The 23,416-nt window shown below is 72.8% G+C and carries 11 protein-coding genes and 1 pseudogene; 6 read left to right on the top strand and 6 right to left on the bottom strand.

Annotated features, from left to right (window positions below):
• The first annotated feature begins 897 nt into the window (after positions 1 to 897).
• From AB0O01_RS30120 to AB0O01_RS30100, 5 genes are all read left to right on the top strand, one after another.
• The gene (locus AB0O01_RS30120) at positions 898 to 2,334 is read left to right on the top strand and encodes a family 2B encapsulin nanocompartment shell protein (protein WP_365318243.1); all 1,437 of its coding nucleotides are present in this window, start codon (positions 898 to 900) and stop codon (positions 2,332 to 2,334) included.
• A 245-nt stretch (positions 2,335 to 2,579) separates the two neighbouring features.
• Complete coding sequence (locus AB0O01_RS30115) at positions 2,580 to 3,590, top strand: family 2 encapsulin nanocompartment cargo protein terpene cyclase (protein WP_365318385.1); 1,011 nt, start codon at positions 2,580 to 2,582, stop codon at positions 3,588 to 3,590.
• A 105-nt stretch (positions 3,591 to 3,695) separates the two neighbouring features.
• A complete protein-coding gene (locus AB0O01_RS30110) occupies positions 3,696 to 4,574 on the top strand; it encodes a geranyl diphosphate 2-C-methyltransferase (protein WP_365318241.1) in 879 nt (292 codons plus the stop codon).
• A gap of 146 nt (positions 4,575 to 4,720) precedes the next feature.
• Complete coding sequence (locus AB0O01_RS30105) at positions 4,721 to 5,692, top strand: DUF3883 domain-containing protein (protein ID WP_365318239.1); 972 nt, start codon at positions 4,721 to 4,723, stop codon at positions 5,690 to 5,692.
• Between the two features lie 81 nt (positions 5,693 to 5,773).
• The gene (locus tag AB0O01_RS30100) at positions 5,774 to 7,642 is read left to right on the top strand and encodes a DUF2075 domain-containing protein (RefSeq protein ID WP_365318238.1); all 1,869 of its coding nucleotides are present in this window, start codon (positions 5,774 to 5,776) and stop codon (positions 7,640 to 7,642) included.
• A 154-nt stretch (positions 7,643 to 7,796) separates the two neighbouring features.
• Here the strand turns inward: AB0O01_RS30100 and AB0O01_RS30095 are convergent, their stop codons facing one another.
• The 6 genes from AB0O01_RS30095 to AB0O01_RS30070 all read right to left on the bottom strand — a co-directional run bounded on the left by AB0O01_RS30095 (position 7,797) and on the right by AB0O01_RS30070 (position 22,191).
• A complete protein-coding gene (locus tag AB0O01_RS30095; protein ID WP_365318234.1) occupies positions 7,797 to 9,767 on the bottom strand; it encodes a hypothetical protein in 1,971 nt (656 codons plus the stop codon).
• Positions 9,764 to 13,549: a DUF5682 family protein gene (locus AB0O01_RS30090; RefSeq protein WP_365318383.1), complete on the bottom strand. Its 3,786-nt coding sequence runs from the start codon at positions 13,547 to 13,549 to the stop codon at positions 9,764 to 9,766. The genes AB0O01_RS30095 and AB0O01_RS30090 overlap by 4 nt, the downstream gene beginning before the upstream one ends.
• Before the next feature lie 224 nt (positions 13,550 to 13,773).
• On the bottom strand, positions 13,774 to 14,934 hold the full coding sequence (locus AB0O01_RS30085; protein WP_365318232.1) for an AAA family ATPase: 1,161 nt from the start codon (positions 14,932 to 14,934) through the stop codon (positions 13,774 to 13,776).
• A gap of 367 nt (positions 14,935 to 15,301) precedes the next feature.
• Entirely contained in the window at positions 15,302 to 20,314 is a 5,013-nt protein-coding gene (locus AB0O01_RS30080) for a DNA-binding protein (RefSeq protein WP_365318230.1), read from the bottom strand.
• Positions 20,311 to 21,177, bottom strand: a complete 867-nt coding sequence (locus AB0O01_RS30075) for a DUF4132 domain-containing protein (RefSeq protein WP_365318229.1) — start codon at positions 21,175 to 21,177, stop codon at positions 20,311 to 20,313. The genes AB0O01_RS30080 and AB0O01_RS30075 overlap by 4 nt, the downstream gene beginning before the upstream one ends.
• A 336-nt stretch (positions 21,178 to 21,513) precedes the next feature.
• Positions 21,514 to 22,191, bottom strand: a complete 678-nt coding sequence (locus AB0O01_RS30070; protein WP_365318227.1) for a hypothetical protein — start codon at positions 22,189 to 22,191, stop codon at positions 21,514 to 21,516.
• A gap of 685 nt (positions 22,192 to 22,876) precedes the next feature.
• On the opposite strand from AB0O01_RS30070, the pseudogene AB0O01_RS30065 reads away from it, so the two are divergent.
• Positions 22,877 to 23,393: pseudogene (locus AB0O01_RS30065) on the top strand (transposase); the annotation flags it as partial.
• Positions 23,394 to 23,416: the final 23 nt, after the last annotated feature.

The raw sequence follows: 23,416 nt of genomic DNA, 5'->3' as shown, positions 1-23,416 counted from the left end.
CGCAGCCATCCCCCAGGAACTGCGTGGCACTGCCGCGTGGCACCGCATGGCACCGCGTGACCGCTGTGCACGGCGAGCCGGCCGACTTCGAAATGGCGCCCGACCCGAGTGGATCAAGGTCGCGAACGCCGGAATGCTACCACCGCACATGTGCTCCCAAGAGCCCCTGTTCGGGGTCTAAACGCATGTTCAACACACCCCTTACACAGCCCTTTTGACAGATCGTCGCTTGCCGTTCGCCGCACCGGGCGCCCGCCGGCCCGAACCCCGGCACCCGCCCGCCCCGACCCGCCCGCCCGCGCTGACCTGCTGGAGCGAGGGAAGCGAGAGGCGGGTGTGGCGAGAGGGGCGGAGGGGTGCGGAGGGGACGGCCGGGACGCAGAGGGCGGTATGGCGGGAAGGTGGCGGCTGGAAGGTGACGCATATCACTGTGGGGATGGAGGGCACGGCGGCGCGCCGCCTGGGCGGCCCGATGGCACGGGTGGGGCGGGCCCCGAGGAGGGGACCATGTCTCCACCTCTCCCCAGAGCATTACTGAGAGACGCGCCAGTAGGCCGTTGATTCACCCCTGTGAGGGAAGCGATGCACTCGTATGGGTGAAGGCAAGGGCGTGAAACCCATGAGTGGAGTGGTAAAGGGGCGCGAACGGCGGCGCGCGCCGGTCGTTTGACGCAAGAGGCGGGTTTGCGCACCCCGCGCGCGATGCGCCCTCTTTCGCGCCTTACCCGATGATCGTCCGACCTGTTTGGCTGTCTGTGCGGAGCGCGCACCACCGGCTCACTCCTCCCCCCTTCCTTTCACCCCCCGCGCGCCACCACCGCCCCGTCCCTGCCCCTTGTCTTTTCTCCCCTTCTTCTCTTCTCCCCTTCTCCTCTTCTCCGCCTCGCTGGAGGGCATGTGTCCACACCGGGCAGCAGCACCGGTTCCGTCGTCGAAGAGCCCGTCCCCGCCCCCGACGGGCAGCCGACCAGTCTGAGCACCCAGGCGGCGCGCCAACTCACCACCACCACCAAGTCCCAGCCCCAGATGCAGGCCATCACCTCACGATGGCTGCTGAAGTCGCTGCCCTGGGTGGATGTGAAGGGCGGCACCTACCGGGTCAACCGCCGGCTCCAGCTCCGCACCGGCCGCGGCCGGGTCCTCTTCGAGCACAACGGCGCCGACGACATCCGGGTCGTCCCCGAGACCCTCACCGAACTGCCCGTCCTGCGCGGCTACGAGGACGCCGCCGTCCTGCGCGAACTGGCGGCGGGCTTCCGCCCCCGGGAGGTGCGCGCCGGGGAGGTGCTCTTCGAGGCCGGGCGGCCCGTGGCGGAGACGTACCTCATCGTCCACGGCCGCTTCACCCGCTTCACCAGCGGCCGGTACGGCGAGGAGGAGATCCTCGGCACCGTCACCGCCGGGGGCCAGCTCGGCGACGAGGTGGCCGGCCGCACCGACCCCCTGTGGCCCAGCTCGGTACGGGCCGACACCGCGGGCGTCGTCCTCGCCCTGCCCTGGAGCGCGTTCCGCTCCCTCACCGAGCGCGCCCCGTCCCTCGCCGCGCATCTGGAGGCGTACACCGAGCGGCAGAGCAGGCCCGCCAACCGCAAGGGCGAGGCCGAGGTCCCCGTCCAGGCCGGCCATGTCGGCGAACCGACCATCCAGGGCGGCTTCGTCGACTACGAACTCAACCCCCGCGAGTACGAGCTGTCCCTCACCCAGACCGTCCTGCGCGTCCACAGCCGCGTCGCCGACCTCTACAACGACCCCATGGACCAGACCCAGCAGCAGCTCCGCCTCACGGTCGAGGAGATCCGCGAGCGCCAGGAGTGGGAGCTGGTCAACAACCGCGAGTTCGGCCTGCTGCACAACATCGACTACGGCCAGCGCATCAGCACCTTCACCGGCCCGCCCACCCCGGACGACATGGACGAACTGCTCTCCATGCGCCGCAAGACCAAGGTCTTCCTCGCCCACCCGAAGGCCATCGCCGCGTTCTTCCGCCAGTGCAACCGGCGCGGCCTGGTCCCCGGCACCGCGACCCTCGACGGCCACGAGGTCCCGGCCTGGCGCGGCGTCCCGGTCCTGCCCTGCGGCAAGATCCCGATCGGCGACGATCACACCACCAGCATCATCGCGCTGCGCACCGGCGAGGCCGACCAGGGTGTGGTCGGCCTGTACCCGACGGGTATCCCGGAGGAGTTCCAGCCCGGCCTGAACGTCCGCTTCATGGGCGTCAACGAACAGGCGGTCATCAACTACCTGGTCACGGCGTACTACTCGCTCGCCATCCTGGTCCCCGACGCGGCGGGGGTCCTGGAACACGTCCAGCTCGGCCGGACCGCCGACTGAGCGGGGAGCGGAAGCAGCCGATGGAATCCCCTGTACCTGCCGTATCCCCCGCATCCCCCGTATCCCCTGTGCCCCCGGTGCTCCCCGTATCCCCGGTGCTCCCCGTATCCCCTGTGCCGCCGGTGCTCCCCGTATCCGAATCCCTTGCGCCTTCCCCTGATTCCGCCCCTGACTCCGCCCCTGACTCCACCCCTGACTCCACCCCTGACTCCACCCCCGCCTACACCCTCCCCGGCCCGCCGAGCATCGCCGCGCGGCTGCGTCCGGCGCCCCGCCGTACCGGTGTGGTGCCGGGGCTGCGGCACCGTCAGGTCGCGCCCGCCGATCCGGAGAAGGCGGCGGAGATCGACCGCAGGCTGGAGACCTGGGCGCGGAGCCTGGATCTCTTCCCGCCCCACTGGACGGGCGACTTCGCGGACTTCCAGTTCGGCCGGGCCGTGGTCCTCCAGCACCCGGGCGCCCTCGACCTGGACCGGCTCACCGCCGCGGGCCAACTGCTGCTCGCCGAGAACCTGGTGGACTCCTGCTACTGCGAGGAGGACGAGGGGCGCGGCGGCTCCCGCCGGGGGCTGGGCGGCCCGCTGATCATCGCCCAGTCCGCGCTCGACCCGTACCACGGTGTCCCGGAACTCCAGGCCGAGTGGCGGGCGGGCCTCGACGCCGACGGCCCGCTGCGCTCGTACCACCACGCCCTCGCGGAATACGCCGCGTTCGCCACGCCGGGCCAGACGAATCGCTTCGTCCACGACATGGCCCGCCTCCACATGGGCTATCTCGCCGAGGCCGCCTGGATGGAGACCCGGTACATGCCGCGGATCTGGGAGTACGTGGTGATGCGGCAGTTCAACAACTTCCGCCCCTGTCTGTCCCTGGTGGACGCCGTGGACGGCTACGAACTGCCCGAACCGGTCTACGCCCGCCCCGAGATCCAGCGGATCACGGCGCTGGCCAGCAACGCCACCACCTTGATGAACGACCTCTACTCCTTCACCAAGGAACTGGCGAGCGACCCGGACCACCTCAATCTGCCGCAGGTGGTCGCGGCGAACGACGGCCGCGGACTGAAGAACGCGTATCTGAGGTCCGTCGAGATCCACAACCAGATCATGGACGCCTTCGAGGAGGAGTCGGCGGTGCTGGCCGCCACGTCCCCCGTCGTCGCGCGCTATGCCGAGGGCCTGGCGGCCTGGGTGGCCGGCAACCACGAGTGGCACGCCACCAACACCGCCCGCTACCACCTGCCCGACTACTGGTAGCCACACCCCGGCGACCCGACCAGAACCACACCGAAACACCATCACCCGTGGCCCCCCTGCGCCCGAGCGCGCCAGGGGTGCCCGGAATGTCCAGAGGAGTCATCGTTGACCACTGCCCGTGAAGCGACCGCCGCCTCGATCCAGATCCCGACCCAGACCGTCTACCAGACGCGGGTCGCGGACTACTGGAACGCCGAGGAGAACCCGGTCAATCTCGACCTCGGCAAGATCGATGACCTGTACCACCATCACTACGGCATCGGCGCCGCGGACCGCTCGGTGCTGGACGAGCCCGACCCGGCCCTGCGGAAGGAACGAATCACCACCGAGCTGCACCGCCTGGAGCACGCCCAGGCCGAACTGCTCGCCTCCCACCTCGGCCCGCTGACCCCCGCCGACCGCGTCTTCGACGCCGGCTGCGGTCGCGGCGGCGGCTCGATCGTCGCCAACCTCCGCTACGGCTGCCACACCGACGGCGTCACCATCTCCACCAAGCAGTACGAGTTCGCCAACGAGATGGCCCGCAAGCGGGGCGTCGACGGCAAGGTCCGCTACCACCACCGCAACATGCTGGACACCGGCTTCGAGACCGGCGCGTACGCGGCGTCCTGGAACAACGAGTCCACGATGTACGTCGAACTCGAACTCCTCTTCGCCGAACACGCCCGTCTGCTCCGCCGCGGCGGCCGGTACGTCACGATCACCGGCTGCTACAACGACACCTACGGACGCGCCTCCCGCGAGGTGTCCCAGATCAACGCGCACTACATCTGCGACATCCACCCCAGGTCGGAGTACTTCCGCGCGATGTCCCACAACCGCCTGGTCCCGGTCCACGTAGAGGACCTCACCGCGGCGACGATCCCGTACTGGGAGCTGCGCAAGGAGGCGGAGCATCTGGTGACGGGGATCGAGGACGCGTTCCTGGACGCCTATAAGAACGGGAGTTTCCAGTATCTGCTGATCGTGGCGGACCGGGTCTGATGCGAGGTCCGGCCGGCCAACGGCGATGAGGACGGGGTGGGAGTCGCTATTGCCGACTCCCACCCCTGTTTTTCGAGGCTCGTGAGCGCCGAGACGTCGAAATCATTGGCCTATGCTTGCGCAAGTAATCTTGTATGATTTTTTGCGTGACACACGAGTCTTTTGTTCTGGTGCATGTCGGTCAAAGTGACCGCTCTCAACGCAATCTGGAGTTCGGGATCGAAAGCCGGTCCTGGGGGTTTCCGGAGTGGAGGCCCGAGTACGAGTCGGCGCGACCGCGTTTCGCCGTGCTGGCCACGGGAGTTGGTCCCCGGGTCCAACTGGACGAGTGGCTCACCCACCGGATCACGCTGGTCCTCTGCGAGGTTCGCGGGGGCTTCCACGAGGGTCGGGCGCCGCACTGGCCCGACGAGGAGGCGGAGAACGCCGTCAAGTATCCGGTGCGCTTCGGGATCGAGCCGCTGGTCACCGTCCATGACGTACCCCTCGCCGCGAGCGGCCCCTTGGGGCTGGAAGGCAGCGATGGCATCAGGCTTTCTGGCATTGGGCGAGGAAAGGGCGTATTCCGCCGACTGGATCCCCAGCCGCTGCTCGACACGGCGAAAGTCGAGGTGAACTGGGAGCGAGAACGGGAGATTCCTCTCGATCGCCTGCGGATTTTCCCAGTTGAACAGATCGTCGCGCCCAAGGCGCCCAAAGGGCCCACGAGCCGGGGAACCGGTACGGGGTTCCTCTCGGATCCCCGGAAGCGAAAGGCGGTCGAGTTGCACGCCGAGGATCTGGCCGCCGCGCACTACGAACAGCGGGGGTGGACCGTCGAACGGGTGGGCAAGCCGTATGACTTGCGCTGCGTGCGGGCGCGGGAGGAGCTCCGTGTCGAAGTCAAAGGAACGACGGGCGCGGCCACTAGCGTGGAGCTGACGGCCAATGAGGTCACTCATGCGCTCGATTCCCAGCACACGGTGGATCTGTACGTGGTCAGCGACATCAGCGTCGTCAAGCAAGGCTCCGACTATGTCACGAGCGGGGGAAATGTGAGCCACTTCCAGAACTGGTCCCCGGCCGAGAAGGATCTGCGCGTCACCAAGTACGAGTACCGCCTGCCGCTGCCCCGCTGACCGGACCCGCCCCCGCCGCTCCTCCCTTCGGTGGCGCGGCGGCCCGGCCCCGCCATGCCTGCGACCGTACGGAGATCATCTGTGGCCCTCTATCGCTCATCCGCCCGCGCTCTGGCCGGTACCGACCCCTCGCTGCTGGAGGAGCGATTGGCGGAGCTGTACCGAACGGCGATCTCCAGCGGGGCGGGGGGCAGCGAGCGCCGCGCGTGGCGCAACAGCCTTCCCGAACTGGCCCAGGTGCTGTGTGACGCGGGCCTCGAGGAGGTGGAGGTCCTGCTGGAGCACCAGTTGCCGTTCAGCAGCCTGCGTGTGGACGCGGTGCTGGCCGGAACCCATCCGGAGACGGGGAGAGCCTCGTATGTGCTGATCGAGCTCAAACAGTGGAGCGAGGCCAGGCTGGTGGGCGGAACGACAGACCTCTGCTGGCTCCCGGGGTACGGCTACCGGGCCCACCTCCATCCCGTGGCACAGGTACGTCGCTACTGCGACTACCTCCGGGACTTCACCGCCGTGCTGGACGGTGACGACACCCATGTCACCGGCGTCGCCTACCTCCACAACGCCGAGGACCAGGGGGTGGCCGAACTGCTGGGCGAGGGCCACGAGCGGGCGCACCTCTTCACCCGCAGCTCGCGAGGCGAGTTGATCCGGCATCTGCAGAACCAGATCTCGCCGCTCGACGGAGCCCTGGAGGCCGACGCACTCCTGGGCAGCGCGGCCGTCCCGGGCCGGCAGCTCATGCGAGCAGCCGCCGACGAGATCCTCAACGGAGGCAACTTCCGCCTCATGGATGAGCAGCAGGTCGCGTTCTCGCTGGTCAAGCGAGCGGTTGCCCTCTCACGGCAGTCCGATCGCAAGGAAGTCATCGTGGTCTCCGGAGGCCCGGGATCGGGCAAGAGCCTCATCGCCCTGCATCTGATGGGGCATCTCGGCCGCAGCAGTCGAAGCGTCATCCACGCCACCGGATCCAAGTCCTTCACCCGGACACTGCGCCATGTCGTCGAGCGGGAGCGCAAGGGGATGGGCAAGCTCTTCCGCTACTTCCTGGATTTCGGCAGCATGGAGAAGAACGGCCTTGACGTCCTCATCTGCGACGAGGCGCATCGGATCCGACACCGCCAGGGCACCTCCAGCTCCCCGGATGTCCGGCTGAGCAGGCGAAGCCAAGTGGCCCAGCTCATCGACGCGGCCCGGGTCCCGGTTTTTCTGCTCGACGAACACCAGGTCGTACGTCCCGACGAGATGGGCAGCATCAGGGACATCGACGGGGCCGCCGAGGCGCGCGGCTGCGTCGTACGCCATGTCAATCTCGACGAACAGTTCCGCTGTGGCGGGAGCCGTGCCTACGAGAACTGGGTTCTGCGTCTGCTGGGACTGGCACCCGGCGGGCCGGTGCCCTGGGAACCCGAGCCCAACTTCGAGTTGCTGCTCGCCGACACGCCACTGCGGATGGAGGAGTACCTCCACGCACAGCAGGATGCCGGCTTCACCGCCCGCATGACCGCGGGGTTCTGCTGGCCGTGGAGCCGACCACGACCGGACGGCACCCTCAAGGACGACATCGTCATCGGGGACTGGCGTCGGCCCTGGAATGTGCAGGGCGACCAAGAGGTGCCCGGCGGACCGCCGGCGTCCCTCTGGGCCACCGAGGAGGCAGGCATCGGCCAAGTCGGCTGCATCTACACGGCCCAGGGATTCGAGTATGCCTGGAACGGCATCATTCTCGGCCCCGACCTTGTCTGGCGGGACGACGGATGGCTTGTCAGGCAGAGCAAGTGCGAGGACAGCAGTCTGAAGGGCACCGCACCGGAACAGTTCTCCCGCCTGATCCGCAGCCGCTACAAGGTGCTCTTGACGCGTGGACTGGTAGGGACCGTGCTGTTCTCCACCGATCCCGAAACCCAGGCGATGCTGCGCTCGCTCGTCCCCGGGGCGATCGGCCCGAGGTAGCGAAGCCAGCGAAGCCCCGTGCCGGGTTGTCCCCACCTCTCCCTTTCCTGAGGTGGACGAGGCACGGGGCTTCTTCTGGGGGTGAACGAGGGGGCGGGGCGGCTGGTTCGCGGTGAGGCCGCCACGGGGCGGGACCGAGTGCCTCAGACCCTTGTCACACCTCCCTCCGCCCCCGCCACGTAGCCCGCACCAGCGCCCGTTCCGTCCCCCCGAGGTACACCGCCGCCGCCAGCCACGCGCGGGCGTAGGCGGCCGGGTCGGGTTCCTCGGTGCGGCCGAAGACGTCACGGCCGCGGCGGTCCGCCTCCGCGGTCAGTTCCGTCAGCAGGTCCGCCGCCGCGCGGAAGCCGACCCGGCGCAGGGCCGCGGCGCTTCCGGCCCGGTCGCCGTCGCGGGCGGGCTGGGCGACGGCCCGTCGGCCACCCGACACGGCGACCTCCACCAGCCGCCGCAGCCGCCACAGCGGTGCCTCCGCCACCGGGTCCGGCGGGACACGGGCGAACCCGGCCGTCTCCGGCGGCAGCGAGGCGGCGGGTGGCAGATGGGTGCCCTCCAGGCGGTCGTAGCCCAGGTCGGCGTGGCCCTGCCACTCGTCGGGGAGGCGCAGGGTCGTCGTGTCGTGGTCCGGCAGCGGGCCGACGGCCAGCGGGCGGAGCGTGGCCGCGCGGTCGGGGTCCGGACGGCCGACGACCCGCAGCCGCAGGCCGGGACGGGATCCCAGGCGGCGGAGGTTCGCGGTGTGCGCCAGGTCCGGGTGGCCGAGGGCGGGCAGGAGGCGGACCAGCAGGCCGTCCTCCCGGTCCGTCGTCCGGTCGGGCGGCAACTCCCGGGCGAGGACATGGTCGTCGAACGCCCCGACGATGACCAGATCGCAGCCGATCAGCCCGCCGGACGGTTGCCCCGGCTCCTCGGGATCTCCCACCGGAGCCGACCCGCTCCCGTCCCCCACGGCCTCCGACAGCGGCCGGGCGAACAGGGCGGCCATCGGCCCCGAGGTCCACGACCGGCCCGCCACCGGCGTCGCCCGCACCCCCTTGCCCGCCCCGAGACGGCCGTCCGGCGACAGCGTCGCCCCCGAGATCAGCAGCCCGCCCCGCGAGAGCCCGGCGTGATCGAGGCTCCCCGAACCCAGCGCGACCGTGGCCCGCGCGGCGCCGCGCGCACGGGCGGAACCGCCCGGCTTGACGTCCGCGACGCTGAACCAGCGCCCGTCGTCGGTCAGCACATGCGTGACCACCCCGCCGTAGCCGGTGGCCGAGATCACCGGCTCCCGGCACACCCCGTGCACACGCAGCGCGCCCTCCGGGCGGTAGGCGCGGCGGGCGGCACCGATCCACGCCGGGTCGGGCTCCGGACGGACGGTCAACAGGGCCGTGGTCAGGAGGAGGTCGCGCAGGTTGTCCACCAGGTCCGCCAGCCGGTGACCCTCGTGCCGGGCACGCGCGCCCCGCAGACCGCGCACCACCCGCAGTGCCGCGCCTTCCGCGCGGTACAGCCCGGCCAGCCGCGCCGAGTGCGAGGCCCGCAGCAACTCCGCCTGCGCGACCGCCCCCGCAGCGGGCACCCCGGCCGCCAGCACCGCCGCCGCGGCCGTCCACAGGGTGTGGGCGGCGGTCAGTTGCGCGGGGGTGAGGGGTGGGTGGGGGGTGGGGGTGGTGGTGACCGGCTCCGGGGCGGTGGTGGGTGGGGTGACGGACGTGCCGGACGCCTCTGACGTGCCGGACGCCTTTGACGTGTCCGACCTGTCTGTCGTCGTGGCCGGCGGGGGTGCGGGGGCGTCCCCCGGCTGCCCCGTGGGTGACGCGGCGTCGATGTCGGCCACCGGGCACGCGCTCAGCACCGCCGCCCGGTGCAGGCATCTCGGCGCCAGCAGGCAACTGCACACCGCCTGCCCGGCGTCCGTCACCGCCCCCGAAGGGCCGACGGTGAGGACCACCTCCGCGTCCTCGCCGCACCGCACGCGCCGCTCCGCTCCCGCGACGACGACGGGGAGGGCCGCGTACGTCTCGATGGCCGCGTCCAGCTTCTTGCGCAGCCGGGAGGTCAGACCCTCCACGGCGGCAGCGGTCACCTCGGCGGCGACCGGGGGCAGTTCCGGGCTCGCCGGAACGCTCATCACGCTCATCGGGACTCTCCGCGGAGACGATCGCCCACCCAGCGGGCCAGGGCGAGGGGACTGAGGGCGGCGACCGGCATCCCGGCCGCGGCCAACTGCTGGGCCACGGGCACGGAGTAGCGCGGGGTGCCGCCGTCGTCCAGCGCGGCGCAGCCCATCAGGTGCACCCCCGAACCCGCGAGGGCCCGTACCTCGCCGAGCAGCCCGCCGAGCGGGTAGCCCTCCTCGAAGTCGCTCACCGTCACCACGAGGGTCCGGCTCGGCACCGTCACCAGGGAGCGGGCGTGCGCCAGACCGGCCGCGATATGGGTGCCGCCGCCCACCTTGACCTCCAGCAGCAGGGACAACGGGTCGTCCACCCGGTCCGTCAGATCGATCACGTCCGTCGAGAACGCCAGGAAGTGCGTGCTCAGCGTCGGCACCCCGCCGAGCACGGCCGCGGTCAGCGCCGACCAGATCACCGACGCCTCCATGGACCCGGACACATCGACCACCAGGATCAGCCGCCAGTCCGCCTCCTTGCGCGAACGGGTGCTGAACACCGGCCGCTCCGGGATCACCAGGGTGCTGCCGTCGTCCCGCTTGCGGGCGTGGACGAGGTTGGCCCGCAAGGTGCGCGGCAGATCGAGCCGGCCCCCCGGACGGCGGGTCGGGCGAGGGGTGGCGAGGCCGGTCAGTGCCGGACGGGTCCGGGTGGCCAACTCCTTGGCCAGTTCCGCGACCAGTCGGCGCACCAGCGGGCGCAGCCGGGCGAGCTGTGCCTCCGGCATCCCGCCCGCCAGTGACAGCACGGACGTCAGCAGATCCACGGACGGCCGCACCGCCGCCGGGTCGAGTTCGGCCAGAACGTCGCTGCGCCCCTGGTCGGCGGCGCGTGCCAGCACCTCCTCCCGCACCTCCGCGCCGAACAGCGCCTGGAGTTCCTCGGCCCACTCGCGTGCCGTCGGGAAGGACAGCTCCTGTCCGCCGCGACTGCCGCCCTCCCGGCCCAGGTCCGCGGAACCCTCCCCGCGGCCCCTGCCGTACAGCTCGTCCAGCGCGTGCGCGTAGCGACGGGCGTCGGCCGGGAGCCGGTCGTGCTCCCTGCCGAGGAGCAACCGCCATCGGTCCGCCGCCGAGAGGCGGGGGGCGGAGGGGGTGGGGAGCTGGGGTGGTGTCAGGGGTGACTCGGCGGTCCTGCTGGTGTCAGCGGGCTCGCCTGCCTCCGCAGGCTTATTGGCCTCACCGCGGTGGCCGGCCTCCGCAGCCTCACCGGCCTCACCGGCCTCGGCGACCTCAACGGCACCACTGACCCCAGCGGCACCACCGACCCCACCAACTTCCCCGCCCCCGGTCCCCTCAGCCCCGGATCCCTCAGAAGAAGCCACCCCCGTGGCCCACAGCGACTCCGCCGCCGCGCGCCCCGCCCCGTCCGCCGCCGTCCACAGGGCCAGCAGCTCCGGGGAGGCGCCCAGCGCGAGGTCGAGGCGGTCGCCCAGCCGTTCCGTCACCGTGTGCAGCAGCCGGTCGCGGCCCGCCGGGGTGAGGGTGTCGAAGCCGCCGCGCAGCGCGGGCAGGCGGTCCAGGAACCCCCGGTCGTCGAGCGAGTCGATGCGGTCGAGCAGCGGGTCGAGCGCGGTCGGCGCCGACTGGAGCAGCGGCGCCGCCCCGGTCAGCAGGCCGGTGAGCCTGCGCGCCAGCGCGCGCCGGGCATCGGGACCGGTGGCCGTGTCGATCCACCCGGCCGCCCTCGCGCCGAGCGTCTCGGCGTCGTCCAGGTCGAACAGCACCCGGCAGGCGAGGGCGGCGCCCTGGATCAGCGGGGACGCGGTGTCCGCGAGGGCGGCCAGGGACTCGTCCATCCGCAGCCCCAGGCGCAGTTCACCGGCGCGGGCGGCGAGCGCGACCAGTGCCGCCGCCTCCTCCGGGTCGTCGCTGCCCGCCAGCCCCGGCAGGGACCGCACCGCCGACTCCAGCAGATCCGCGGCGAGCGCCCCCGCCGCCCGCGCGCCCTCGGGCGTCGTGCCGGGCAGATGGCCCCGGCGCAGTGCCTCCAGCAGATCCATCCCGGTGAGGATCTCCGGGATCGTCGCGGACGCGGGCAGCACCTCGGCGGCCTCGGCCAGCCGCTGCGCGACCAGCGCGGGCAGATCGCAGCGCGCGGCGTCCCGCAGCCCCGCCAGCACGAGAGCACAGGTCGGCCCCCCGTCGGCCGACTTCCTGCGGAACGCGTCCCGCAGCGTGCCCTCGGCCGCCAGCGCCGCCGTCACACCGCGCACCCCGGCCAGATCCAGCCGGACCGGCACGGACGGCACCCATGACAGCCGCCACCGCGAGGAGAGCGCGGCGGCGTCCCCCGTACCGGCCACCGCCACCGGCTCGCCGTAGCCCACCCCGCACACCTCCAGTCGGCGCAGCAGGATCTCGCGGCGCTGGTCCAGGGCCGAACGCAGCGGGTCCAGCCGCAGTTCGCGCGGCGCGGGGTCGTCGGGGCCCGGCAGCCGCAGGGCGGCGAGTTCGGCCTCCACGGACGGGCCGAGCCCGGAACGCGGTGTGCCCGGCGCGACCCGGCCGCGCTCGGTGCCGACCAGAACCACTTCCAGGGCCCGCGCCAGCGCCCGCCCCCGGCCGAGCGGCTCGCCCTGGCCCATCACCACCGTCAGCGCTTCGAGGACCTCGCTCCGCCCCGGGGCCGGGAGCCCGCGCAGCCGGGCTAGGTCACAGGCGACGCGGAGGGTCTCCCGCGCTTCGCCCGTCCCCGCCGTGTGCCCGGCCGCCCGCAGCTCCCGGCACACCCCGGTGATCGCCCTGGCGGCGGCGTCGTGCAGCCGCACGGGATCGCCCCCGGCGCCGAACACCGCCTGCTGCCAGCGCGGATCCCGGATCCCGGCGGGATACCCGGACCGGGAGTCGAGCAGATCGAACGAGTACGGGACCAGGGAGGTGACGACGGGGGAGGGGTCCCCCGGCAGCGCCACACCGGGTGCCCTGTCGGCGACCGGCGCCCCCTGCCCTGCCCGCGGCTGCTGCTGCTCCCGCCCGGCCAGCGCCGGGGCGTGGAAGGCGCCGATCACCGCGGCGACCCGGCGTCCACCCGCCCCCGCGAGGGCGATGGTGTCCCGCATGTGCGCCTCGCGCGCCAGGTCCACCGCGTCCACCCCGCCCGACGACTCGGCGTCCTGGCGCAGCGCCCAGCCGACCCCCAGCGCGGCCCGGCGCAACGCCTCGGGCCCACAACCCGGGGCCCGCACCTCCACACTCCGGTCCCACAGATCGTCCCCGGCACGGCCGGTCCCGGCAGCGGTGAGCGCCGACGCGAAGGAGGTAGTTGTGGACGAGGACGAGGACGGGGACGAGGACGGGGACGGAGACGGGGCCGGGGCCGGGGCCGGGGGCATTCCCCGACCGGCCACCTCGCCCACGCCCTCGGTCACCGCCTCCCCCGCGTCTCCACCACCACCCCACCCCGCGTCCGCCATCGGCAGATCGCAGCAGATGACCTCCACCCCCCGCTCCCGCGCCCAGCGGACCGCGGCAAGCTCCGGGGAGAAGTCGGCGAACGGATAGAAACCGAGCCGCCCGCCCTGCCCGGCGCCCGCGAGCGCGACCGGCGCGAGGGTGCCCGGCGCACCCAGATGCACCAGCCACGGCTGGAAGTCGGCCGGCAACTCCACACACACCACCTCGGCACCGGCCGCGTCCAGCAGCGCGGGCACGGCCGCGGCGAGCGCGGGGCTGTGGTGCCGCACACCGAGCAGATACGGCACGGCGGAGCCGGCAAGAGCGTCGACCGCCGCCCGCGGATCCTGCACGGAGGCCGCTCCGGGGCCGGCGAGAAGAGGAGCCACCGACTCCTGGGCGGAGGCCGCTCCGGTGTCGGCGAGAAGAGGAGCCCCCGACTCCTGCACGGAGGCCGCCGCTCCCGGGTCGCGGCGAAGGGGAGCCACCGACTCCTGGACGGAGGCCGCTCCCTGTTCGGCGAGCGAGGGCGTCCCCGCCTCCTGGGCGGACGCCCCCCTCGGTTCCTGGGCGAGCGTCACCGAAGGTTCTCCCGCAGATCCCACAGACGGCGCCAGGTCGGCGAACCGTCCTCCGCGCGGCGGCGCACCGGCCCGTCCCAGTACCCCAGCAGCCGAGCGTGATCACTCGGATCGTCCTTGCGTACGACACCCAGCAGATGGCCGGGGACCAGGTCGAGGGAGTCCCCGGCGGGCAGATACGCGGCGGACACCCCGAGGGAGACGGCGACCTGCACCGCCTCCGCGGTGGACATCACCGTACCCGGGCGCTCCACGTCCCAGCCCTCGGCCGAGCGCCCGGCCCGCAGGTCCCGGAAGACGGTCACCAGGACGTCGAGCACGGCGTCGTCGACCTCGAAGGCCGCGCCCGCCCGCTCGACGGCGGCGACGGCCTGCCGCCTGACGAGCGCGGTCTCGGCCTCGATGTCCGAGATCGGGTGCACCGTCTCGAAGTTGAAGCGGCGCTTGAGCGCGGCGGACATCTCCGACACGCCCCGGTCGCGCAGGTTGGCGGTGGCGATGACGGTGAACCCGGGAGCGGCGGACACCTGTGCCTCGTCCGTGCCGGACAGCTCGGGCACACTCATCCGGCGGTCGGAGAGGATCGAGACGAGCGCGTCCTGCACCTCGGGCAGACAGCGGGTGATCTCCTCCACGCGCGCCACCCGCCCGGAGCGCATCGCGCTGAGCACCGGCGAGTCCACCAGGGCCTCGGGCGTGGGTCCCTGGGCCAGCAGCAGGGCGTAGTTCCAGCCGTAGCGCAGGGCGTCCTCGGTGGTGCCCGCGGTGCCCTGCACGGTCAGCGCGCTGGTGCCGCAGACGGCCGCCGACAGCAGTTCGGACAGCATCGACTTGGCCGTACCCGGCTCACCCACCAGCAGCAGGCCGCGCTCCCCGGCGAGCGTGACCACACACCGCTCCACCAGGGCGCGTTCCCCGACGAACTTCGGGGCGATGACCAGTTCGCCGGGCAGCGTGCCGTGCGGCTCGGCCAGCTTGAGGGGCTCGCCTGTGCTGCCGCAGACAAAGGTGATGACGGAGCGGGGTGTCAGCAGCCAGCCGGGCGGACGCGGACCGGCGTCATGGGCGGCGAGGAAGGCGAGTTCGATGGCATGGCGCTCTTCGGCGGGCAGGGTCTGCCGGGGCGGAGGTGCCGTGGCCGTGGTGGTCGGGGGCATGGGTGTCCTTGCTGGGTAGGGCTGATGGGTGGGTGGTTGTTCGTTTACGTGATCGGGTGCGCCTGGTCGGCGTCGAGGACGATCCGGCGATCATTGACACGAAGGGGAACGGAGAGAGGGCGCGGGGCGGGGGCACCGCTGGCGCCAGGCACCCCCGTCAGGGGCACCGCTGATGCCAGGCACCCCTGGCAGGGGCACCGCTGGTTACCAGGTGCCCCCCGGCGGCAGCCACCGCCGACGGCTGCCACCGTCAGCAGCCGCAGCCGCAGCCGCAGCCGCCGCCGCCGACAGCAACCGCCGCCGCCGACAGCCACCCCCGCTAACAGCCAGCGCCAGCGCCAGCGCCAGCCACCCCCGGCGGCCCCCCTCAGCGCCGCCGCCCCCGCCGCACCTTCAGCTCCTCGAACCGGGGCGTGTCACCGTCCAGGACCCGCTGCCAGACCCTGCGGTACAGGTCGGCGACCGGTTCCGTCGGCACGATCAGGCCGAACGGCGGGTGTTCCCCCTGGCGGAGGCCGAACAGCGACAGCTTCCAGTGCTCCAGCGGGACCCGGGGCGCCGACTGCTCGGCCCACCCGCCGGGCAGGAAGAGGGACCGGCCCGCCCTCGTGCGGGTGGCCGAGACCACCAGATCAGTGGCCCCCAGTTCGGCACGGGCCGCCTTGAGCCGGGCCGGCTTCCAGCCCGTCCACCGAGCGGTGAGGCGGTCGGTCGGGTCGGGCAGGGCGAGCAGCATCAGATACAGCGTCGCCGCGTCCTCGCCGAGGCCGTACGTCTTGGCCGCCTCGGTGACCAGGTCGGGCACCGAGCGCCCCGGGTCCTGCGGCCACCAGGTGCCCGCCTTGTCGCGCTCACCCGCGATCGGCTCCCCGGGGTCGGCGAGCAGCGCCGCGAAACGGGAGTCCCGCACCAGCCGCAGCGCGTCCTCGATCGCGTAGGGGCGATCCTCCACGCGGGTGGCCGGCAGATGGGCGTCCTGGCCGGACTCGTCCAGGAGGTCCACGCGGATGCCCGGCGCGGGCTGGTCGTCATGGGTGGCCAGGACGACGGCGCCGTAGCGCTCGAATCCCGGGCCGGTCTCGCTGGGCGCGCCCGCCGTCTTCCGGAACGCGGGAAGGCTGATGTAACGGCCGAGGTCGAGCATCAGGCCCGGCGCCGCCAGCCGTGCCCGCAGGGCGGTGAACGCGGGCGGCAGCGCGGCGCGGATCGGGTCACCCGCGGGCAGCCGATGGGCGAGCCAGGCCACCGCCGCCACCGTGCCGACCAGGGTGTCGGCGGTGAAGCCGGGCTCCCCGTCGTCGACGGGCCGCACCCGGTCGCCCCTGACCTCCCAGCGCAGATCCCGGCTGAGCTGCGGGGCAGCCGCCGGGTCCAGCAGCGCGGGCAGGGCCTCCCGCACGCTCCACCCCGTGTGCCGGACGGCGCGCACGGCGTCCCCGAGCAGTTCCTCGGGCACGGCGGGACGGTGGCCGATCGCGGCGTTCCAGACGGCGGCAGCGGCGGCCACGTCCGGGCCCTCGGTCCACAGCCGGACCGGATCGGCGGGCAGCAGGGCGCCCACGACCGCGGCGCGCACGGCGCTGCCGATGCCCTGCAGTCCGTCCTTGGCGACCGCGGCGGACGTGACCTTCACCCCGATGACCTGGCGGGCCTCGGTGCTGAGGAAGGACCGCTCGGAGGCGTCGACCCCGGGCAGCCCGGCGACGACGAGCCGCGCCATGGTCTCCGTGATACCGGTCAGCCGGGCGAACTCCTCGGCGGCCCCGGGGAACCACGGCGCGGGCCCGCGCTCCGCGAGCAGGGCCAGGAACTCCCCGAGCCGCACCCCGCTCCCGCCCAGGCCGCTCCCGCCCCGGCCCTCCCCGCCCAGGCCGTCCTCGTCACCCTCCTCATCAAGGCCGATATCAAGGCCGATCGGGTCGCAGGACAGCACCTTGTACGGCTCCGGCACCGCGAACCGCCCGGCCGGGTCGTGGAACAGCCCGGTGAACTCGCAGCCGTCGTCGTCCAGCACCCCGTGCCCGGCCACCGCGATGAACGCGCCGTCCGCCAGCGGCAGCAGGCCCTTCCAGGAGCCCTCCCGCCCGTCGCCCGAGGCGGTGCGCAGCCGGTGCGCGTCCAGGTGCAGGGTCACCGCGCGCCAGCGGTCGGGGTCCGGGGACCCGCCCAGCCCCAGCCGGTCGAACCCGGCCAGGAGCTGGCGCAGAGCCTCGCGGTGCTCCTCGGTGGTGATGCCGGCGGCGGCCCGGAAGGCGAGAGCCGACGCCCGGACGATCAGCGAGCGCAGCCCCGGCTGCCCGGCCGGCACCTCGGGCCCATCGAGGTGCAGCCGCCCCCCGGCACCGTCGCCATCGCCGTCGCCCCCCTCGGCCTCGGCGGCGCGGGTCAGCACCCGCAGCGCGCGGAAGACGGTGTCCTCCTCGTCGTCCCGCTGCCACCAGTGGGTGTACGTGGACGACGCGTCGAGACCGCTGATCGCGTCGCGCAGCAGGCTGTCCGCCGGACCCGCCGGGCCCTCGTCCACCGGGCCGCCGTCCTCCAGGATCCGGGTCAGCCGGGCCGCCGCCGCGTCCAGGACACCCTGCTGGTCCGCCGCGTGACGCACGACCCCGGCGATGCCCTTGACCAGGGCGGGGTGGGTGACGGGCAGCAGGGCGCGGATCGCGCCGGGCAGCGCCTCGGCGTCCGGGTCGGCGGCGGCCGTCAGCAGGGCGGCCGCGGTGTCGCGGTCGATGCGCCGCAGCGCCGCCGAGCCCTCCGGGTCGCGCGCGGTCAGGCACTCCCAGTACTGCACCGGCGGCAGCAGCAGGGTGCCCTCGCCGAACACGCCCGCCGTACGGTCGGTCTTGGCCCAGGCGGTGACGACCCCCTCCGCGTCCACCAGGTCGAGCTGCCAGCTCTTGCGCACCACCGCGGTGGGCCGCTCGGCACCGGGGAACATCACCAGCGTGAACGGCTGCCCGGCGTCGGCCGGGAGGGTGAGGGTGTGCCCGGCGAGATCCTCGATCCGCGTGGAACCGTCCGGGAGCGTCACCCGGCGCAGCCCGACGAGCCCGTGCACGGGCGCGCAGACGGGACCGGCGACGGTCGTGGGGGAGGGCCGCAGCCGCCCGCCCGTGAACTCGCTCCCCCGGGGGGCGTCGCGCAGCGCGTCGGCCAGGAACGCGGGCCGGCTCGGCCGCCCGACGGCGCCGCTGACCGGGTCGTACTCGTACCAGCCCTGCGACTCGCGGTCCTCGGAGTCCGTGTGCCACACCCAGTACGAGGAGCCGTCGAAGAGCAGCCGGCGCTCCTCGGGCACGGTGGTGTCGCCCGCGTGCAGGACACCCCGGCCGGTGGTCCGGCCGCCGCCGGGCAGCGGCAGGGTGATGGGGAAGTCACCCCGGTAGTAGTCCATGTCGATGCCGCGGGGCGAGCGCGGGCCCTCCAGCGCCTCGACCCGGTCGGCCCGGCTGTGCCAGTAGCCGCGCAGATCGCCGCCGCCGTTGCTCCAGTAGACGAGGAGTTCCCCGTCGACGTGGTGGAAGCCGGGGTCGCCGTGGCGGTTGCCCGGGGGGATGCGCAGATCGTGGGTGAGCAGCGTGCCCTCGGCGCCGATCACCCGGGCCTGCGCCGCACCGGCGACCACGAGATGCGGCCAGGCGTCGGCGACGATCACGTCCTCCGCCTTGTCCTTCGGTACGAGATCGGCCACCGCCTCCTCCCAGGCGGGCCAGCCCAGCTCGTCGAAGAGACCGGCCCGCAGGGTGCGTACGAGTGCGGGCGCGAGGTCGGTGGCGACGGCCTCGCGCACCTCGTCCTCGGCGAGGGCGAGGGCCTCGGCGGGCAGCCACTTCAGCCGGCCCAGCGCGTCGGGCAACTGCGGCAGACCGACCACGGTGAACCGCGTCACGACCGCCGCGACCCACCGGGCCAGCAGCGCCCGGCAGCCGGGCGACGCGGCCAGCAGACGGATGGCCCGCAGGGCGTCCTCGTGGGGGCTGAAGCGTTCGGCGCCCCGCTGGAAGGCGTCGTGGAAGCGGGTGTCGGCGCCCAGGAAGACCAGCTCGCGCTGTCCCTCGCCCTGGGCCCAATGGGTCAGCGGCAGGGCGTCGTCGCGCTCGGGGTCGGCCACCGGGACGTCCAGGGACAGCAGCAGATCGAGCAGGTCGAGGTCGTGGCTGACCCGCACCGTGCGGCCGGACGCGCCCAACTCGGCCCGCAGTTGGTCCACGGCCCGCTCCACCAGCGCGAACAGCTCGGGCATCCGGGGCGAGGTCCGCCAGGAGCCGGCCCGGTCCCGGAAGGTCAGGAAGCGCTCCAGCCAGCCCGCCGTACCGTCCTTCGGCCGCTCCTCCTCGGGCAGCGAGCCGTCCCACAGGCCCTCGGTGGCGCCGGAGTCCGCCAGCACCGTCAGCCACAGTCCGGGCAGGGCGCTGTCGCGGCCCGCCGGAACCATGTCCAGCAGGAGCCCGCGCACCCGCCGCTCCCGGGCGGCCAGTGCCACCAGCGCGGCCCGGTGCCCCTTCCACCAGCCGGCCGCGGCCCGCAGGGTGGCCGGCAGCTCCAGCAACTCGGCCAGATACTCCTGCTCGGCGAGGTCGGCGTCCCGCCCGGCGGCCCGCGCCAGCTTCCGCAGATCCGTCGCCATCTGCGCGGACGGCGGCAGACCGCCCGCCGTGCGCCGCAGGCACAGCTTGGTGAAGCGCCGCAGCGCCTCCTCGGCCGGCACCCGGGCCGCCAGCTCCCGGGCGTAGGCGGACAGCACCTTCACCGGCAGCGCCCCCGCCAGGGCGAATTCGAGGAACACCGCGTCGAGCCGATCCTCCTCGATGACCAGCCCGTGTTCCGCCTCGGCCCGGCGGGCCCGGGTGAACAACTGGGCCGCGTAGGTGGCGTTCTCCTCCGCGAGGAAGACCCGGCCCGCCTGCTCGTAGAAGGTCGGCAGGAAATGCGGCACGGAGGCCGCCAGCCGCGCCCCCAGCTCCACATAGCCGTCCATCGCGGCCTTGGGCCGCGACCGCGCCTGCCGCGCCACCCGCTCCAGATCCGGTACGACGCCGAGCGCGTGGTGCCCGTCCGCGGGGTGGTGCACCAGCACCCACTCCGGGAAGCCCAGCGACTGGCGCATCCCCAGCCCCACCACCGCCGGTTCGCCGTCCGGCTCCAGACCGAGGAACCCGGCGGCGAGATCCTCCGCCGCGCCCAGCTCACCGGCGACCAGCCGCACGACCACCCGGTCGTCGAGCCCCGGATGGCGATAGCTGCGCGCGGTCAGCGGAACGGCCCGCTCACCCGCGTCCACCGTGTCCGCCGGCAACACCCCGCCCGCACCGAGCACACCCTCGTACGACGACACCCGAACCCCCACTTCCGTCCCCACTTCCATCCCCCCACTCATGCGTTCTTCCCCTCCTCGATGTCGCGCCCGGCGTACAGCGCCGCCGCCATGCGCATCCCCTCCGACCAGGCCACCGGGCCCACCTCGCGCAGCGGCAGGGCCCGGCCGTCCGGGTCGTGCCAGGTGAGGCCCCCGGTCTCCACCGAGTACTCCCAGTACGGCTCCCCGATCCACACGGACGCCTCCACGGTGTGTCCGCCGTCGCGCACCCGGGCCGTGGCGTAGCCGCCCGAGACCCGGTAGCCCAGGGAACTGGCCCGCGCCGCCAGCGCGAACCGCGACCGGAACGACCCGCCCGCGAACTCGCGTATCTCACTCACCTTGGGGTCCAGCTCCTCCGGCCGCCGCCAGATGGCCCGGTGGATCTGCTCGACGCGCTGGACGATGCCCAGCTCCGCCGCGAACTCCCGCAGGTCGTCGAGGTCCGGCAGCAGCACCGGGTGCGGCAGGGTCACCGTGCGCGGGGACAGCCGTACCGTCTCACCGTCGAGGTTCACCATCCGCAGCTCGCCGTCCTCGGTGGCGCCCCGCAGGAAACCGACCTCGTCGGGGTCGTCCCCGACCACGGCCATGTCCCGCAGCGCCGACTGCCAGGCATCGTCCGGCCACACCCGGGCCAGCAGACCGGTGGGCACGGGCAGCGACGACACCATCCAGGCGTCCACCTGCGCGACACAGCCCGCGGCATGCCGATCCAGCCACTCGGCGAACCGCCGCAGCCGGTCCACCTCGGGGTGGTCCTTGACCGCGCGCGGCAGGGACTTCAACTGCCGCCCCGCCGACCTCCCCGAGGTGGCACGCGCGGCCACCCGCCCCTCCACCAGGGCGACTTCATACCCCTCGCCCGCCGACAGCCAGCCCACGATCCCCGCCTCACGCTCAGGACAGCAAGAAGAAAGCACAGTTCAGCCGGGAATTTCCGGCATCTGTGCGACGACAGGTGGAACGTTAGCGGCGGCCACTGACAATCGACCGGGGAAGCGAAGGACAACCCCGAAATGCAACCGACGAGCCCGCTCCCGGACCCCTCCCACCCCACACCCCCGCCCCGCCCTCCCGTCCCACGACCTGCGGCACGCGGGCGGTTCCCCGTGGCCGAACTCCGACGCACCCGCCCGGCCACTCGACGGACGCGCTCTCGGACGCGCTCCCGAGGATCCACGCGAAGCCGGAATGCACCACCGGACCACCAGACCCACCTACACCGGCAAAGGACCCGGCATTCCGGGGAAGACGGCTCGGCCGACCGCGGTCGAGATCACGGACTCGCCACCCGCGGGGACCGGACACGCTGCCAGGCTGTGCCAAGCGGCCTGGACCACCTGCCACAACTCGGCCAGGTCCGAGGCATGGACGGCGCCGCGGGAGCGGCTGTCCGCATGGTTTCTGGGCCGCCAGACCCCATCGCGATGCCGTCGGCGGCTGTTGAGCGGCGGCGCGAAGGTGACATGCAACAAATGCTCAAGGGCGAGCCCGCAGACCTCATCGCCCAGGGCCGCGACCGTTTCCCTTTCTCGCGCAGGCAGAGAAGCCAATAGGTCCGGCCAGCGCACCACCACAACTCTTTCCCAGAGTTCGGGAGGGACGGTGTTCGCCAGATGGTGACTCTCCCCCACGGCGAGATCGCGCAGGCGTCGCTGGGCATCCCGGGTCTGCCCCACGTAACAGAGCCCTGCTCCGGAGAGGAAGACCCCATACAACACCGGTCCACTCATAGCAGGGGCACCGCCGTACGGGTCGGCCAACAGCCTCCCCAACTCATGAGCGAACCGGAACCGACGCTCCTGCCAGCGGGCGAGCTGCTCCGCATCAGCGACGAGTGTCCGTAGCGATGCCCGCCACGTTCTGTACGCGTCCTCATGCTCGTCGGCAGTCACAGGAGCAGTCTGGTACATGGCCCGGATCGGGCAGGACCCATGCCCTGGAAAGACCGCCGACCTACCGAGAGCCCCTTCAAGATCACTACGTGGTCCCTACTCGACCACTGCCGTGGGGCTGCACTCAACCGCATCCTTCTGCCTGCACATACAACAAGACCCCGCACCCAGCGATTCCGCTGGTGGCGGGGTCTTTTGGCACTCCCTGCGAAGTGCCCCCGGCAGGATTCGAACCTGCGCACACGGCTCCGGAGGCCGTCGGGCTATTGTGCATTTTTCCTGGTCAGCGACTTGCCTGATGGTGTGTCAGGCTCGCGATCCCGCGAGTACCCCCGCGATGAGAAAGTGACTACTTCATTCTGTCTATCCGCTTACAGTCCAGTGGGCCGCTGTGCTGCGAAGCGACGCCTGCCGTGATTTCGACTCCCGGCATAGGAGGTGTACAAGGCCCCGCTCGATCGGACAGGCGGACTCTCGTGGAGTGCAATGCCGGGGAGAAGCGCGCCGTTGGTACCCTTGGGCGCTCTCCCGCGCGAAGGTCCCTCTCGGGCAGGTGGCGGGGAGGGCGCGAGTGAGCCTGCCAGGCGCCGATGGCCGTGGGTCGGTACGGGGCACCGTCGGATGGGTCGACGGGTGACGCGGCGGGGCGAGCCGAGCCTGGTGCGGTGCGACAGAGTCGGGTGCGATATCGGCGGCCCTGGGCCCCTGGCGTAAGCCCCGGGCGGGCACGATCCCGGCAAGATCCCGCCGGATGTGGCGCTCGCGGTCGCTCTCGGTGGCGATTGCCCGGTCGGCATCGCATGTTGCGTGCCGAGTCGCCCGTGTTCGGACTGGTGGCCACGGACCCGACAGTCTCCCGGCTGCGCGACACGCTCGCCGCGGGCAGCGAACGCGCCTCAACGCGATCCGCAGCGCCCGCTCCCAGGTTGCGCCATCCTGAACGTCAGGTGGCCGGGCAGACGGCGCCTGATGCGAGCGGCTCCGTGACTGTGGACCTGGACGGCGTCCTGGTGATTGTGCACTCCGGCAAGGAGGACATGGCCGCGACCTGGAAGAACATCTTCGGCCACCACCTGCTCACGGGCTTCGTCGACCACGGCACGGGCAGGTCCGGTGAGCCGGTGGTCGGTCTGCTGAGGCCCGGGAACGCGAGCAGCAACACCGCCACCGATCACATCACCGCCACCCAGCCGGCCCTGGCCGTGGGGTGCCCGGCGGCCGTCTA

The organism is Streptomyces sp. NPDC093252 (assembly GCF_040683675.1).
Lineage (GTDB): Bacteria > Actinomycetota > Actinomycetes > Streptomycetales > Streptomycetaceae > Streptomyces.
The sequence above is the reverse complement of the archived record's forward strand: the minus strand, read 5'-3'. Positions and strand labels throughout refer to the sequence as shown.

What these genes read in the sequence shown, in the direction of transcription:
- AB0O01_RS30095 (WP_365318234.1), bottom strand. Translation starts at nt 9,767, where the DNA reads ATGAGCGTGATGAGCGTTCCGGCGAGCCCGGAACTGCCCCCGGTCGCC.
- AB0O01_RS30085 (WP_365318232.1), bottom strand. Translation starts at nt 14,934, where the DNA reads ATGCCCCCGACCACCACGGCCACGGCACCTCCGCCCCGGCAGACCCTG.
- AB0O01_RS30080 (WP_365318230.1), bottom strand. Translation starts at nt 20,314, where the DNA reads ATGAGTGGGGGGATGGAAGTGGGGACGGAAGTGGGGGTTCGGGTGTCG.